11 protein-coding genes and 1 other RNA gene are annotated in these 14,736 nt (G+C 47.8%); 5 read left to right on the forward strand and 7 right to left on the reverse strand.

The genetic code is table 11. The annotated features are described in order from the left end of the window. Positions 1–28 precede the first annotated feature (28 nt). From AC5JR3_RS14730 to AC5JR3_RS14745, 4 genes are all read right to left on the reverse strand, one after another. Positions 29–2,839, reverse strand: a complete 2,811-nt coding sequence (locus tag AC5JR3_RS14730) for an ATP-binding protein (RefSeq protein ID WP_495847260.1) — start codon at positions 2,837–2,839, stop codon at positions 29–31. A gap of 217 nt (positions 2,840–3,056) precedes the next feature. Further along, positions 3,057–3,485: a response regulator gene (locus AC5JR3_RS14735; protein ID WP_495847262.1), complete on the reverse strand. Its 429-nt coding sequence runs from the start codon at positions 3,483–3,485 to the stop codon at positions 3,057–3,059. 2 nt (positions 3,486–3,487) lie between these two features. Next, complete coding sequence (locus tag AC5JR3_RS14740) at positions 3,488–5,677, reverse strand: sensor histidine kinase (RefSeq protein ID WP_495847264.1); 2,190 nt, start codon at positions 5,675–5,677, stop codon at positions 3,488–3,490. Between the two features lie 143 nt (positions 5,678–5,820). After that, complete coding sequence (locus AC5JR3_RS14745) at positions 5,821–8,010, reverse strand: PAS domain-containing protein (RefSeq protein WP_495847266.1); 2,190 nt, start codon at positions 8,008–8,010, stop codon at positions 5,821–5,823. Between the two features lie 238 nt (positions 8,011–8,248). On the opposite strand from AC5JR3_RS14745, the gene AC5JR3_RS14750 reads away from it, so the two are divergent. The 4 genes from AC5JR3_RS14750 to AC5JR3_RS14765 all read left to right on the forward strand — a co-directional run bounded on the left by AC5JR3_RS14750 (position 8,249) and on the right by AC5JR3_RS14765 (position 11,589). Then, a complete protein-coding gene (locus AC5JR3_RS14750; RefSeq protein WP_495847268.1) occupies positions 8,249–8,965 on the forward strand; it encodes a response regulator in 717 nt (238 codons plus the stop codon). 343 nt (positions 8,966–9,308) lie between these two features. Then, complete coding sequence (locus tag AC5JR3_RS14755) at positions 9,309–11,003, forward strand: SpoIIE family protein phosphatase (protein WP_495847270.1); 1,695 nt, start codon at positions 9,309–9,311, stop codon at positions 11,001–11,003. 3 nt (positions 11,004–11,006) lie between these two features. Then, complete coding sequence (locus AC5JR3_RS14760) at positions 11,007–11,435, forward strand: ATP-binding protein (protein WP_495847272.1); 429 nt, start codon at positions 11,007–11,009, stop codon at positions 11,433–11,435. A gap of 16 nt (positions 11,436–11,451) precedes the next feature. Further along, positions 11,452–11,589, forward strand: a complete 138-nt coding sequence (locus AC5JR3_RS14765) for a hypothetical protein (RefSeq protein WP_495847274.1) — start codon at positions 11,452–11,454, stop codon at positions 11,587–11,589. A 42-nt stretch (positions 11,590–11,631) separates the two neighbouring features. On the opposite strand, the gene ssrS is transcribed toward AC5JR3_RS14765, so the two are convergent. Then, a non-coding RNA gene (gene ssrS / locus AC5JR3_RS14770) (6S RNA) lies at positions 11,632–11,816 on the reverse strand. 44 nt (positions 11,817–11,860) lie between these two features. Next, the gene (locus AC5JR3_RS14775; RefSeq protein ID WP_495847282.1) at positions 11,861–12,982 is read right to left on the reverse strand and encodes a 5-(carboxyamino)imidazole ribonucleotide synthase; all 1,122 of its coding nucleotides are present in this window, start codon (positions 12,980–12,982) and stop codon (positions 11,861–11,863) included. A 243-nt stretch (positions 12,983–13,225) separates the two neighbouring features. Between AC5JR3_RS14775 and AC5JR3_RS14780 the strand changes: the two genes are divergently transcribed. Beyond that, a complete protein-coding gene (locus tag AC5JR3_RS14780) occupies positions 13,226–14,044 on the forward strand; it encodes an FkbM family methyltransferase (protein WP_495847276.1) in 819 nt (272 codons plus the stop codon). A 98-nt stretch (positions 14,045–14,142) separates the two neighbouring features. Here the strand turns inward: AC5JR3_RS14780 and AC5JR3_RS14785 are convergent, their stop codons facing one another. Next, positions 14,143–14,634 (reverse strand): pentapeptide repeat-containing protein, encoded by a 492-nt coding sequence (locus AC5JR3_RS14785; protein WP_495847278.1) that lies wholly within the window; start codon positions 14,632–14,634, stop codon positions 14,143–14,145. Positions 14,635–14,736 lie beyond the last annotated feature (102 nt).

Below are 14,736 nucleotides of genomic sequence, written 5' to 3' on the forward strand. Positions count from 1 at the left end.
TTAAGCCTGGATAATTGCCAATGGATAACTAATACAACTGCCTTCCGGAGTGAGAATTTTTAGAAGGCTGCGGTCGAAGTTGGGTACTGGCGTTCTCTGCACTTGGCTGATTGGTAACGTTGGCGGTGTTATTGCCAAGGGGAGGAAAGCCTTGTACCTGACGAGGTAATTCAATGCAGAACGTAGAACCATTACCGGGTTCGCTCTCTACAGAAATTGTTCCCTGCATTAACTGCACTAAGGACTTAGTAATTGCCAGCCCCAAACCTGTACCCGGATATTTTTTCGTCAGGCTTTGATCGACTTGCCGGAATTCCTCAAAAATATGCTTGAGTTCCTTTTGAGATATGCCAATTCCTGTATCTTTAACCGCGATCGCTAAACGATCGGGAGACACTTCGCGGATACTTACCTCAACACTGCCCTGGGCAGTAAACTTGATCGCATTAGAGATCAAATTAGCCAGAATCTGGCGCAGGCGCACGCCATCGTTGATTGCATAAGAATTTTGCAATTCACTCAGGAAGTTTAAGACTAAACGCTTCTCATCGGCTAAAGAGCGGAGTTCCTCAATGGTTGACCCCACCAACTTCCGCAAGTCCAGTTCTTCTACCTGCAAATCCAGGCGTCCGGCTTCAATTTTGCTCAGGTCAAGAATTTCATTAATCAGCGTCAGCAGATGCTTGCCATTGCTGAGAATGCGCTTCATCATATCGACTTGCTGAGACGAAAACTGAGTTTGGCGTTGACGCAAAAGCAACTGAGAAAAGCCAATAATGGCATTCATCGGGGTACGCAATTCGTGAGACATGGTGGAAAGAAACTGAGACTTTAGCCGTGCGGCTTCTAGGAGTTGCAGGTTTTGGACTTGCAGTTGTTGCCGCTGTTTTTCCAGTTCCTGGTTTTGGTCTGCCAGCATTTCGTTTTGGAATTCCAGGCGTTCTTCCTGTTCTTCCAAGGCTTTGATCATCCGGGCGTTATCAATAGCGATCGCCGCCTGTTCGCCGACAGCATTCAGCAAATGTCGGTCTTCCTCATCAAACGCCGCCGGATTATCCCAATTCCCGATCGCCAACACTCCCAAACGCCCTTGCACCGACTCGATCGCCACCGCATAAATCGCAGCGGGTAATGGATCGTCACCATCTTGGCTCTGGTAGGTCTGCAGTTGGATCAACTGAGGTTCCCCCGTGGCAAATACTTGAGTCAGTAAACCATTCCCAGGATCGAAGGTATCTTCTAGGCGTAGATTTTCTGTATCAATACCTGCCGTCACCGTCAAAATCAAGCTATTACATTGGGGATTTTGCAACATGATGAAGCAAAAGTTGGCACCGGGAATCGCATCACAAACTGCCTTAACCATTTCCCGTAACAGTCCCGGTAAATTTGTCAAGCGTTGGTTGAGTAAATTGGTGAGCTGCTGTAGGGTTCGCAGTTGCTGCTGCTGCTCTCCCAAAATCAAAATCGCTTGACGCAAATTTTCACTGGCTTCTTGTGCTTCGCGGTAAAGCTGCCCATTTTCAATCGACAACGCGGCTCGACGCGCCAATTCCTCTGCCAACGCCACATCCGCAGGGCCATAGCGACGCTCTGTTTGCGTGGAGACAAAGGAAATCGCCCCCAACGTCCGCCCCCGTACCAATAGCGGCACGATTGTATAGGATTTGAAGTCCATGTCCTGGATAATTTGCAGGTGTTCCGCATTTTGGATAATCGCTGCCAACTCTTGCTCATTCACCTCCGGTACCAAAGACGCCACGCCTGTCCGCACTACTTCCATGGCGGGGTGGGAACTGTTAAGCTCAGGAGCGAAGCGATCGCGTAGTTGCTGCACCTGCTCCCGACGTTTGGGGTCAGCATGGGCAACTCCCACTCGACGCACCACCCCATTTTCGACAATATCGACCACACACAGATCCGCCATGAACGGCACCGCTAGTTGAGCGAGACTAGCAAGGGTTTTTTCGTAATCCAGGGAAGCGGAAAGCAAGGAACTCGCTTCTACTAAAAAGCGCAAAGAAGCTTCGGCACGCTTGCGTTCAGTAATATCGTTAATCAGCCCAGACATCCGCAAGGGCTTGCCTCTAGCATCGCGCTGGGCTTTCCCACGGGCAATACAGTAGCGGTATTCACCGGACGTATTTAACAGCCGAAATTCTACATCGAGTTCATCGTTGTGTTGCAGGTGAGCTGTCACCGCCTGACTGACTTTCATACGGTCTTCTGGGTGCAGCAACTGGCAAAATAACTCATAACTGGCTTTGATTTCCGTGGGTAATAAACCCGCAATTTCAAATAGGCGATCGTTGCAATAAATTTCGTGAGTAATTAGATCCCAGTCCCAAATGCCGTCGTTTGAACCCTCTAGCACTAGGCGATAGCGTTCTTCGCTTTCCCTCAGCCGGGTTTGTGCCAGAGCCGCTTCTCGTTCAGCTCGGTAGATGCGAACCGCATTGCGGAGGCTACGGGAGAGATTTTCCGATGAGATTTTGGCTTTTGGCAGATAGTCGGACGCGCCTGCTTTCATCAGTTCAACGGCAATTTGCTCATCGCCCTGACCCGTCAAAACAATCATGGGGATTGATATCCCCGCATCGCGAACATCTCGAACGAGCTTCAGCCCATCACCATCTGGCAGACGATAGTCTAAAAAAATACAGTCAAAGTCTGGGGAGTCGGGGGAGGTGATGTCGTCACTAAGCTGCTTTAGAGCACTTTTGCAGTCTTCGGCGATCGCCATTTCGATGGCAACGCCACCGGCTTGCAAGGCTCGGCGGACTGCCATGCGATCGACTTCATCATCCTCTACAACTAAGATTTTTATAATTTCTTTCATAGTTAGCTATTGACCGATCGTCACCAGCTAAAGGGTTTATAGTAGACATCCAAAATCACACCTTTTTGCTCTGACTTCGGGGATTACTGACTAAGCGAGCAAATCATCGCGATTTAGGATGAATTTGCTTCCTTTTAGGATTGATTTGTTTAAAGTAGAGATTTTTATCTCCTGAGGAAATATAACAGTGACTTTTTAAAACAGTATCAGTGATTCTCTAAGGCATTTCGCTCAAAGCCCAGTACTTATTAAAGGTGGCTAGGGCTTCTACAAATTTGGTAAAGGTAACAGGTTTAATGATATACCCTGCCACATTGAAATTGTAGGCTTCAACTTTATCTTTATCCTCATTGGAAGTGGTTAATACAATCACAGGGGTAGCTCGCAGCTCAGGATCAGAGCGCAACTCCCGCAGAAACTCGATGCCGCCCATCTTCGGCATATTCAGATCGAGTAAAACAATCCGGCGTGCTTCTGCAAGCATTAAGGGTAGACTTTTACCTCGTAGAACATCTAATGCTTCTAAGCCGTTTGAGGCAACAAAAAGCGGATTATTCATACTGTTTTTTTTGAATGCCCGTTTAACGGTCATCACATCAACTTCATCATCATCAACTAGCAATAAATTTACGAGTTTACCGCTCATAATTATTCGCTCCTTTCCTTAACATCTGCGGGCCAAGTAAACCGAAATGTTGTACCCTGACCGAGTTGAGATTCTAGATAAATTGTTCCTCTTTTATCTTCAACAATTTTCTTGACGATCGCCAAGCCAACCCCCGTATTTTCAACGCGATCGCGGGGAACTAAAGTCTGGAACATCACGAAAACTTTTTCATGATATTCCGGGGCAATGCCGGGGCCATTATCTGCAACAGAAAACTCGTAGCGATCGCCTAAATCAGTGGCAGCGATCGCAATTTCTCCATTGGGTTTGTCGTTGTGTTTAACCGCATTGCTAATTAGATTAGAAAATACTTGCTCTAGGGGTAAACGTTCGGTCATCAGTGTTGGCATTCCCGGCATCACTTTGACAGTAACTTCCGGTGGTGGTGCCAAATAATCAATAATCTCAGTTACTAACTGCTCCACATCGACAGGTACTGTGTCTGTTTTCAGACGCCCAACACGGGAATATTGCAATAGTGCATCAATCATTGATTCCATCCGGTGAACTCGACCCCGCAGCAAATCCATTTGATGCTTGGTGTCTTCGGTAAGGTGTGCCCCAATGTCTTCCTCAATCCACCCTGACAGATTAGCGATCGCCCGTAAAGGTGCCTTGAGGTCGTGGGAGACAATATACGCAAACTGATCCAGCTCTGTATTGCGGTTTTCCAGAATTGAGGTGGTTTGCGCCAGTATCGCCGCCATCCTTGCCCGCTCGTCGGCTCGTTGCCGCAAAGCTTCCTCATTGCGCTTAATGGAGGTGATGTCTTGAGTCATCATCATCCCCGCAAAGACTTTCCGGCGCTCATTTTTCACAGGTAAGACGTGTAAACGGTAGATCTGCTCGCCTAAAGGAACTTCCGTTACCGTCGTCTTTCCGGCTAAGGCATCGCGATAAGTTGGCTCTAGGATGGCAGACGTTTCAGGAGGGAAGGTTTCCCAAAGTGTCTTTTTGGCGATCGCCTCGCTTTCTAAGCCTAGCGCCGTCAGCCCCATCCCTTCCGCAATCGTGTAACGCAAATTATGGTCAAATAAAAAAACTGCGCCATTCGGGAAGTTTTTAGCAAGCGTTCGATACAATTCTTCACTTTTGCGGAGTGCGGCTTCTGACTCTTCCCGCTCCGTAATATCACGCAAAATGGCAATGAAGAGACGCTCGTTATCTAAACGCATTTCGCTAATGGCAAACTCCATCGGGAAGATATGACCATCTTTATGACGACCTAGAGTAGCTTGTTGCCGTCGTAACTTGTGGCGATCGCTTCCGACAAGATTGCTCATCGCTTCACCGCTATCTTCGGTGATCCGCTCTGCCATTAACCGCTGGAGATGCTTGCTCTGAAATTCTGCACTCTCATAGCCAAAAATTCGTTCAGCAGCAGCATTCGCCGACTCGATATAACCTCGTCGATCTAAGGTGAGAATGCCATCGACCACATTATCTAAAACAGCTTGAGTGCGGAGATGACTTTCCCGAAGATATCCAGCTCTCCGGGAAAGTTCTTGGTCGAGGCGGTCAAACAAATACAGCGCCGCCAAAGACCCTAAAATCCCAATCACCGCACTAGCAGCCAGCACAAGGGTAGTAATACCCTGCTGATACTCTAGGGTTTCGCGGCGAATGTCCAATTGCTGCCTTGTTTCGGTAGAGAATTGCTCAATTTGCGATCGCAGAGTGTCGGAGAGTTCCCGACTGGAAGGGTTTAGTTCAACAGTTGCCGCTGCTCCTGGTGTTATTAAGCGATACTGTGCCAAATTTTTGTCTAGGATCAAGAGCTGTTGTTCAGTCAGTTGTTGAATTTGGCGAATACGCTCTAATTGTTCGGGATCGTCTTCTACCAAGGCATCGAGCTTATCCGTTATTTCCAGAAGCTTCGTGGCTGACTCTTGGTAGAGTTCTAAATCCTCAGGGCGCTTTGTTAAGCCGTAAGCGCGAATACTCGATTGAGCTTTCGTCAATTCTGCGAGCAAGGTATTAGCTTCAAACCGCACCGATTGCGTCTGTTTGATATACGCCTGAGTCTGAAGCGTACTGCGTTGCAGCAAGCCAAAACCTACCAAGGGAATAATTAAACAAGTAATGGGGATGGCAATAATTAGAACCCCCCGTCGGCGGACGGCAAGTTCTGACCAGATAGGGCGTGCAGATTGATTTGTGTAGACTGCCATTGGCAATTCTCCTGAGGCATCGCGCTGTAACGCTACTATTTGACCCTGGCTGCGGCACGAAAAGTGTTAAGCGCTCGACTAATTAGTCAATCACATCAACAATCTTCCTACAGGGAAAATTGTCCAGCCGGATCAGTGCGCTTTTAACATAGCTTGGGCCATGTAAAGTAGAACGTTGCTCCCTGACCTTCTTGAGATTCTAATCGGATAGTACCTCCTTTACCTTCAACGATTTTTTTGGCGATCGCTAAACCGACGCCAGTATTTTCAGTAGTATCCCTCGCTTGCAGAGTTTGAAAAATGACAAAAATCTTCTGATGGAAGCAAGGCGCGATGCCTGCACCATCATCAGCGACGGCAAACTCGTAGCAGTCTCCCAAGTCTTGAGCGCGAACCACTACCGTTCCGTCTTGCCGAGGATGATGTCTGATGGCGTTACTCAGCAGGTGTGTAAAAACTTGTTGTAGCAGCAACCGCTCTGTCACCAGGGTGGGCAGCATTGAGTCGAGCTTAATTGTAAATTCCGTTGGTGGATCGAGAGCAAGAATCACCTGCTCTAGTAATTTTTCCACAGCCACCTGTTCGGGTGGAGTTTTGCTCCGTCCGGCGCGGGAATACTGCAATAGCCCATCAATCAGCGCATCAAGGCGATAGACTCGCCCGCGCATCAACTGCATTTGGTAGAGGTTCTCAGCTTCTAGTTGCTCGGAAATATCTTCTTCAATCCACTGAGATAGATTCGCGATCGCCCGCAGGGGTGCTTTTAAGTCATGGGACGCGACATAGGTAAAGTGGTCAAGTTCCGAATTGCGATTAGCTAAACTCGTCCTCATATAACTCAGTTGATAGTCGCGATTGCCCAAAGCATCAAAGGCACGCTGGGAACGGATTGCTAGGGCAAGCAGATTCGCCACCGCTTGGAGAAATTCCACATCCCTCGAAATGAAGCAACGATGCTTGTGGCTGTAGGCGGCGAGTACGCCAAAGCAAGAAGCCTTGCCCTCGTCGGTAGGAGATTGAGGCGGAGGCTCCTGACCTAAAGCGGTGCCAATTACCACACTGACACCGCTAACCCAGCCTTGGTTTTTGAGTGAGCTGGCGTCGTGGAAGTGAGTCGCCGGGTGAACGTCATCCATAATTACTGGCTGAGGCGATCGCATAGTACAACCCATTAAAGACTGGGCATCCACTGCCAAGCTTTCCAGTGCTGGGGTCGGTTGTTGCTCGCCCACACTGGCACTCTGCTGGAGTCTTTTTTCCTCAGGTTGCCACTCGAAAATATGGCAGCACTCCACCCCAATCATTTCGCTGACGAGCCTGACGCTGCTGTGCATCAACACCGAGACATTGGTGTTATCGATGGCTTGTTTTCCCAATTGAGTTAAGGCGGCGGTGTAGCCGTAGCTATCAGGCTGACCCGACTCTTGCTGAGTTGCGGTAATGTCAATCATCAAGCCGCGCCGCTTGCGTAAGTGCCTTTGCTGATCCTCAACAACAAAATCGCGATCGCGGAACCAGACAACGCGGTTATCCGCACTCAAGCAGCGGTATTTAATCTCGCCATCGCGGTTGTTCTGGGCTTCCTGACGCCACTGCTCCAGCACCCACTGGCGATCGTCGGGGTGAATTACCTTTGCCAAAAAATCAGGCTCCTCAAGCCAGCGCTCGATGGGATAGCCCAAAATTCGTTCGGCATTGTGACTGACAAAGGTAAATTGCCGATTTGTTGCCTCCGCTTCCCAAATAATCGCCTGGGGAAGTTCCTGTTCTAGAAGAGAAAGCTGGGATGGTTCGGTTAACTCTTGGGAACGTTGGAGCGTGTCACTTTCTGGAGAATCCAAACGGGCGGCTGGGGGCTTTTGCTCGTAGGTTTCGGCGACCTGGGTACTAGATTCAATCAGGCTGTAGGTGCCGATCCACTCTAAAACCTCACCGTCAGGACTACATATAGGCGTCCCCTGTCCTTCAAACCAGCAGTAGTTGCCATCGGCATCCTGGATTCGGCACTGGATTTGATAATGTTGAGGAGGATAGGATATCTCCTCCCAGTAGCGCACAACGCGATCGCGATCTTCGGGATGGAAGGCTTGAAGAAATCGCCAACCCACGGATTGTGTAGCCGTTAAACCCGTATACTCATACCAGCGTTTGCTAAGATTGGTAACTTTTCCCTGGGCGGTTGCTACCCAAACAATTTGGGGGAGAGTTGCTAACAAACAATGAGCGCGTGCTTCACTGGTATAGAGGCGTTGTTTGAGGTGCTGGATCTTCTTTGAGGATTCACTATTGAAGCCAGCCGTAGTTTGGTTTGAGTCAGAGCATCTATCCATCATGCGTTCTAAATCATGCCCGAGCACCAGACACACCTCTGATGCGAGGATGTCTGTGTCCGAGCTTTAGATTAAGCTATTACTAAAAGGGTTTTGAAAGATGGTGTTACCTTGAATTTACTGGAAGTACAGAAATCCCTACCCCTATCAATGGGGAGACATCCCTCATTTTTTGCCAAAATTTCATAAAATTCTGGTTTGAAACTGTTGCACAAAAAACTGTATTCCCTGGACGTTGACGATGAGTAAGATTCGCGTTGCTCTGATTGAAGACCATGACCTGACTCGAGTTGGAATCCGCACGGCGCTACAACAGCGAAGTGAGATCGAATTCGTAGGTGAAGCGGCTAATGGCACAGAAGGTTTAGATTTACTAGAAACGTCCAGCCCCGATGTCGGCATTGTAGATATCGGACTTCCGGACATAGATGGTATCGAACTAACAAGACGATTTAAAGAAGCCCAAGCCGCCTCAGAAGAAGCCGATACCAAAATTTTGGTGTTGACGCTACAAGATAACGAAGAGGCAGTACTAGCGGCATTTGCGGCGGGGGCAGACTCCTACTGCATGAAGAATATTAGTTTTGATAAGTTGCTCGAAGCCATCCAAGTCACCCACGAAGGGAATGGCTGGATCGATCCGGCGATCGCGCGGGTTGTGATGAAGCAGGCAAGAACTACTAGCGCGGGTGCTGATGCGGCGGTGGTAAAAACCGTGACAATTAGCGCGGCAGAACCGGAATACAGTCAACTCATCGAAGCCTATCCCCTAACAGAACGGGAATTGGAGGTTTTACAGTTAATTGTTGAAGGCTGTAGCAACGCGGCGATCGCAGAAAAGCTCTACATCACAGTGGGTACGGTTAAAACCCACGTCCGCAACATCTTAAACAAGCTGTGTGCTGATGATCGTACCCAAGCCGCCGTTCGCGCCCTTCGTTCTGGCTTAATTGGCTAGTTTGTTCAACGTTTCTACCTGGGCTGGGGAGAGGAGGTGAATATTTTTGCCCCAATCTCCCTTCGCCCTCAACTCAACTAAAACGCCAGGGGAAAGATGTTTTCGCTGGCTTTTTAGTGAAAATTCTCTAGCTTGTTAGGAACTACCTGATTTAGGATAGTTTTGGTTGAATAGCAGATTATTAGATGATAGTAGTTGGATGACTCCAGCATCAGGTCAACCTCTACTTAAATAAAAGTGTACTTAGATGGGATGCCTGTTAACAGTGTATGCTGGTCAGCTACACTACTTGGATGACTCTCAAGCTGTCGTCCTTTACTAGGAATCGAACCGGAGTGATTTCATGAGTCAGGCAGAGCGCACCAAACTAAAACTGATGGTAGTTGATGACGAGCCTGACAACTTAGATTTGCTGTACAGAACCTTTCGCCGTGATTTCCTAGTTTTTAAAGCCGACGGGGCAGTCAATGCCTTGAAGCTGTTAGACACAGAAGGGGAGATGGCGATCATCATCTCTGACCAGCGGATGCCCGTCATGAATGGGACAGAATTTTTGAGTAAGACGGTGGAACGCTTTCCAGAAACCATCCGCATCTTACTAACTGGCTACACCGATGTTGAAGATTTGGTCGAAGCGATCAACTCCGGCAAAGTTTTTAAATATATCACTAAGCCCTGGAACCCGGAAAACCTCAAAGCCGTTGTCCAACAAGCCTCTGAAACCTATCTAGTCCTTAAACAAAGAACGAACGAACTCCGTCGCGCCCTCAAAAGAGAAGAACTGTTCAATGCGGTGACAACAGCGATTCGTGAGTCTCTCGATTACAGCAGTATGCTGCAAACGGTTGTCACAACTATTGGTCAGGCATTTGAAGCCGCCAGTTGTGTTTTGCGACCAGTAGAGGGACTACAACTCCTAAACGAATCTTTCTCTTATCAGATAGGGAACCAGACAGACGCGCTACAACTCCTCGACGCGGAAGTATTAGTGCAACAAGCCTTGGAGACCCGTCAGACCCAATCAGCTAGAGTCGATACCCAAGGCAATACTCTGGTGCAGTTAGTGGTGCCTCTCCTTTGCCAACAACAGCTCCTAGCGATTTTGGCGCTTTACCAAATAGAGGGTCAGCGTTCCTGGACTAGCTCCGATGTACACCTTTTGGAGCTAGTTGCCGAGCAGGCGGCGTTAGCCCTCTCCCAGGCAAAACTCTACCAGCGCACTCAGTTACAAGCGCAGCAAATGCGGGCTGAGTTAGAAGTGGCACGGCAAATCCAAAACAACCTGCTACGCCAAAGTTGGCCCGCTGTCGAGTCGGTGGGACTGCAAGCTCACTGTTACCCCGCTCGTGAAGTGGGCGGCGATTTCTTTGAAGTCTTTGTCCATCCTCAGGGTGATATCTGGATTGCCGTGGGCGATGTTTCCGGTAAGGGGGTTCCCGCCGCGTTATTTATGGCAAGTGCCATTTCTGTCTTGCGCCGAGAGCTGGCTCAGGAGACCTCTCCAGAACCAGAGGTCGCGATGCAAAATCTCAATAGCATCATGTTCGACGATCTGGTGGGTGCCAACTGCTTTATTACGATAGTTCTGGCACGTTACACTCCCACATCGCAGCAGTTAGTTTATGCAAATGCGGGACACATCTACCCGATGGTGTGGTCTCATAGTCAGGTTGTGCAAAAACAGGCTATGGCAAATGAGTTAGCTAATATTGAACCGAACTATCTTAAGGTACGTGGGGTTCCTATCGGGATTTTGCCCGTGTGGAAAGCCAAAGCAGGACAGCTTAGTTTAGAACCTGGAGAAGTCTTGTTGCTAACAAGTGATGGCATTACGGAGGCAACGGTTAACACCGTAATTTCTACCGCTACTGGCGACAGCATCAATCCTGGCTCAATGCTAAATCAGTCGGGTCTTTGGCAACTTCTGCGGCAAGAGCCAAGCCCTTTTGACCTCAATCACTTGTTGGCTTGCATTCGCGAACACACCAACAATGTTCAGGAAGATGATCAAACTATTCTCTCACTGGAGGTTTTGTAGTCAATGAAGACAGAGTTGCACGTTCCAAGTGACTTAAAGTTTTTGACCATTGTAGAAGGATGGCTGCTAGGCAGTTTGGAAGCTGAGATAGGTGACTCGGTTGATTGGTCGCGTCAGTCCAATCGTTTACGTCTGGCACTAGTAGAAGCCTATTCCAATGTGGTACGCCACGCCCATCGCGACCAACCGAATATCCCGGTGTTGATTCGCCTGGAACTGAAGAATCAAGATATTGCCCTGGAAATTTGGGACTACGGTAAGGGATTTGATCTTTCTACCTACCTACCGCCAAACCCCCATGATAAGCAAGAGAGCGGTTATGGTTGGCTAATTATGAACCGCCTGATGGATCGAGTCGAGTATCGCTTGCAGGTGAATGGTCGTAACTGCCTAAAGCTAGAGACTAGCTTGCCGAAAGCAGAAACAGCTTAGAGAGTTGTAAAGATGAATGCGATCGCGCCACAAAATTGGAGTACAGATAACCTTAGATCGGCTTCCCAGTTGCTACAGCCGCGATAATTACTATGCCATTGAAGCCGCAGTCGCCCCAGCGCTGATTTGGCATTTGTTTCACCACAAATATTAAAAACCCCTCAGTCTTACAAGACCAAAGGGCTTTTATGCTTTAAGATTCCCCGCAACGCCGTCTTACCTCAGTTTATGACCTGGGATTAACCAGGTGGGTACCGATCGTTTTCGTTTTAAGTTTCCGGGTACAAGCCCGGTTTACTGCCACGAAACCATTTGGTTCCCATTTTCAAACAGACATAGATCAAAAAACAATATTGGCAGTCACCAACGCCGCAGTAGAACCTTTTTCATTGTAATAATTTTTCTAGAGGATTGGGCAGGTGTTCTCAGCCGTACCAAATAGATTCTATCTTTTGGGCGATCGCCTGCGCCTGGGATGAGCTGGCTGTCTCCAAAAGCACCGTCACATGACCTAACTTACGACCCGGATAGGATGCGGTTTTTCCGTACCAATGGACATAGGTTTTAGGGGCAATCTGTAGCTGCTGTCGGCGCGGCAAGTAGTCGTCCTGGGCATGTTCAAATCCCAGCAGGTTCACCATCACCGCACCGCCACAGCGCATTGCCGGACTCCCCAAGGGGAAACCTGCCACAGCTCGCAATTGTTGCTCAAACTGGGAGGTTTCGCAGGCATCAAGAGTGTAGTGTCCAGAGTTGTGAGTGCGAGGAGCAATTTCGTTGATTAAAACCTTACCGCTGCGGGTGAGAAATAGCTCAATACCGAAGATACCCACCACTTGTAACTGATTGAGGAGCTTACGGGCGATCGCCTCAATCTCCGCTACCACCGACGGGCTAACATCTGCTGGTACAATTACCCGCCGACACACCTGGTTTTCCTGCTGCGTTTCCACCACCGGATAAACAACCACCTCCCCAGAGCTAGAACGCGCCGCCATCACTGCCAGTTCGCGCTCAAAGGGGATAAATTCTTCCAGCAGCACTGGTTGATAGTCTAGTTTCTTCCAGATATCTTGTAGCGCCTCGTCATTTTCAACAATGAACGTCCCTCGCCCGTCATACCCATGACGACGTGCCTTCAAGACCAGGGGAAAATCAAGTTGATTGAGAGTTGTCGCCTTTATGGCTTCCTGAAAGGAGGAGCCATCCTTCCCAACCTCCCCATCTAAGGCGATGAAACTGAGAGTGGGTAAGCCGATATCTTCTAAATAGCAACGCTGCTCGTATTTATCTAACAAAGGAGCCAACGCTTCTAAACGCGGACGAAAACAAACACCTTGCTGTTCTAGAGGGCGTAAAGCCTCCAAGTTGATAAATTCGTTCTCAAACGTAATCACCTCGCAGCGATTCGCTAGCTGGGCAGTAGCCGCTGCGTCATCAATAGGGGCAAAGATAGTTTCAGAGGCAACTGCCACAGCAGGGTCAGTGGGTTTTGGTGTCTGCACCACCAACTCTACCCCCAATGACGGGGCTTCCTCTGCCATCATCCCCGCCAATTGTCCGCCACCAATTACACCAATTCGTCTCTTATTGTCCGATGGCTCGGCAGGCTCGGTAATTGGCAGCGATTGATTTAATAACGTATTTGCAGGAGTAGCTTTTGACATAGTTTACTTTCACCTCAGTTAATACAATTTGCTATACTTGTCTAGCCTTTCTTAAAGTTTAAAAAATAATCATATTGCTTCTGCTGGAGTTACATAGTAGTGGAATTAATAGTATATAGATTTTTGGCAAGGACTTATAGCAAGTTATTACAAGGAATATTTAGACCACTCTGTTATTTAACGGGTAAAGGAGGAGGTAAATTTGTAAAATTTCTCCCCAAAGGTCAAACTTATCAAGTTGCTGATTATTGTGGTTTTAAATTTAATGTAAATACTATTTATCCAATAGAAGCTTCAGTTTGGCTAGCTGGTGTTTATGATGTTGCTACCAGCAATTTTTTGAAAAAAGTTATAAAAAAAGGGGATGTATTTCTTGATGTTGGTGCTAACTGCGGGACACTCACCCTTGTAGCGGCAAGTTTGATCGGTGAAGGAAAAATCTACGCTTTTGAACCCGGCCCATCAATTCGTTCTCGGCTACAAAGTAATTTAGATTTGAATCCTCAACTAGAAGAAGTTGTAACGATCGTACCTTATGGTCTAGGAAAAGATAAGTTTCAGGGCTTATATAGCGAAGATAGAAGTAATAGAGGCAATGGCTTTATTAACAGAGAACCAGGCATTGCGGTAGATATACTTTCCTTAGATGAATGGGTATCTCTTGAGAAACTAGACAAGATAGATGTAATTAAAATCGATGTAGAAGGAATGGAATATGATGTGCTGCTAGGCAGCAAGTCTGTTTTGGAGAAGTATCAACCAATCCTCTATTTTGAAACGATTCATACTGCTTTTATCCCATCCATTTATGAGTTTCTTTCAGGTTTGGGATACAAAATTGTCAGTCCCAAAAATCTTTATTCAGAAATTCCCTTCGATGGGCCTTATCCCACTAATTCTGTGGCTATTCATCCCAGTAGAGCCGACCGATTAATGGGATGAATCAAAAACTTATACCATTTGGCTTTTGAGAGGCTACAGATTCATCTTAACCAGGGAAGTAAGAAAAGTGTCTGTAGCAAGCATTTAGATAGTTGATATTATCGGCAGCCCAAAGACTCGCGGGTTGAAATACCTGTTTGTGAGTTTATCCCATCTGCCTTGGCACAGAGTGTTTTAACCTGTACGCCATCTAGAATGGCATCACTAAAGTCAGCTCCTGTGATGTTTACATCCTGAAACGTGGAGCCGAGCATAATCGTGTTTGTCAGGATAGCATCACTCAAGTTTGCCCCGGTAAAATCTACCTGGTCTGCCATCCCGTAGGTTAAATCCACCCCCTGTAAGTTTGCCTGCGTCATTACTGAGGCGCTAAAAACGGTTCCTCGCAAATTCGCCCCAGTAAAGTTACTCAGTTCCAGATTGGCGTTAGAGAACTCAGCCGTCCCTAAATTTTGCCCAGAGAAATCCTCGCCTGTTAATTCGGCATTGCTATAGGACCGGGGAGGAGGATAGTCGGTGGCGAAAGCTGGCAAGGGAAAGCCGAGTAGAGTCAGTGCCAAGAGGAATGCGGTCAGTTGCCGAATAATCATCGTATTAATATTTTAAGTCGGTAATTAACTAAGTAAGTAGACGAGAATAGACCTCTTGCATAAGTCGAATAGACCCCCCTTAATCCCCCCTTAGTAAGGGGT

This window comes from Kastovskya adunca (genome assembly GCF_059505785.1).

Coding starts and splice junctions, on each gene's coding strand:
- AC5JR3_RS14730 (WP_495847260.1), bottom strand. CDS start 2,839: ATGAAAGAAATTATAAAAATCTTAGTTGTAGAGGATGATGAAGTCGAT.
- AC5JR3_RS14735 (WP_495847262.1), bottom strand. CDS start 3,485: ATGAGCGGTAAACTCGTAAATTTATTGCTAGTTGATGATGATGAAGTT.
- AC5JR3_RS14740 (WP_495847264.1), bottom strand. CDS start 5,677: ATGGCAGTCTACACAAATCAATCTGCACGCCCTATCTGGTCAGAACTT.
- AC5JR3_RS14745 (WP_495847266.1), bottom strand. CDS start 8,010: ATGATGGATAGATGCTCTGACTCAAACCAAACTACGGCTGGCTTCAAT.
- AC5JR3_RS14750 (WP_495847268.1), top strand. CDS start 8,249: ATGAGTAAGATTCGCGTTGCTCTGATTGAAGACCATGACCTGACTCGA.
- AC5JR3_RS14755 (WP_495847270.1), top strand. CDS start 9,309: ATGAGTCAGGCAGAGCGCACCAAACTAAAACTGATGGTAGTTGATGAC.
- AC5JR3_RS14760 (WP_495847272.1), top strand. CDS start 11,007: ATGAAGACAGAGTTGCACGTTCCAAGTGACTTAAAGTTTTTGACCATT.
- AC5JR3_RS14765 (WP_495847274.1), top strand. CDS start 11,452: ATGCGATCGCGCCACAAAATTGGAGTACAGATAACCTTAGATCGGCTT.
- AC5JR3_RS14775 (WP_495847282.1), bottom strand. CDS start 12,982: ATGATGGCAGAGGAAGCCCCGTCATTGGGGGTAGAGTTGGTGGTGCAG.
- AC5JR3_RS14785 (WP_495847278.1), bottom strand. CDS start 14,634: ATGATTATTCGGCAACTGACCGCATTCCTCTTGGCACTGACTCTACTC.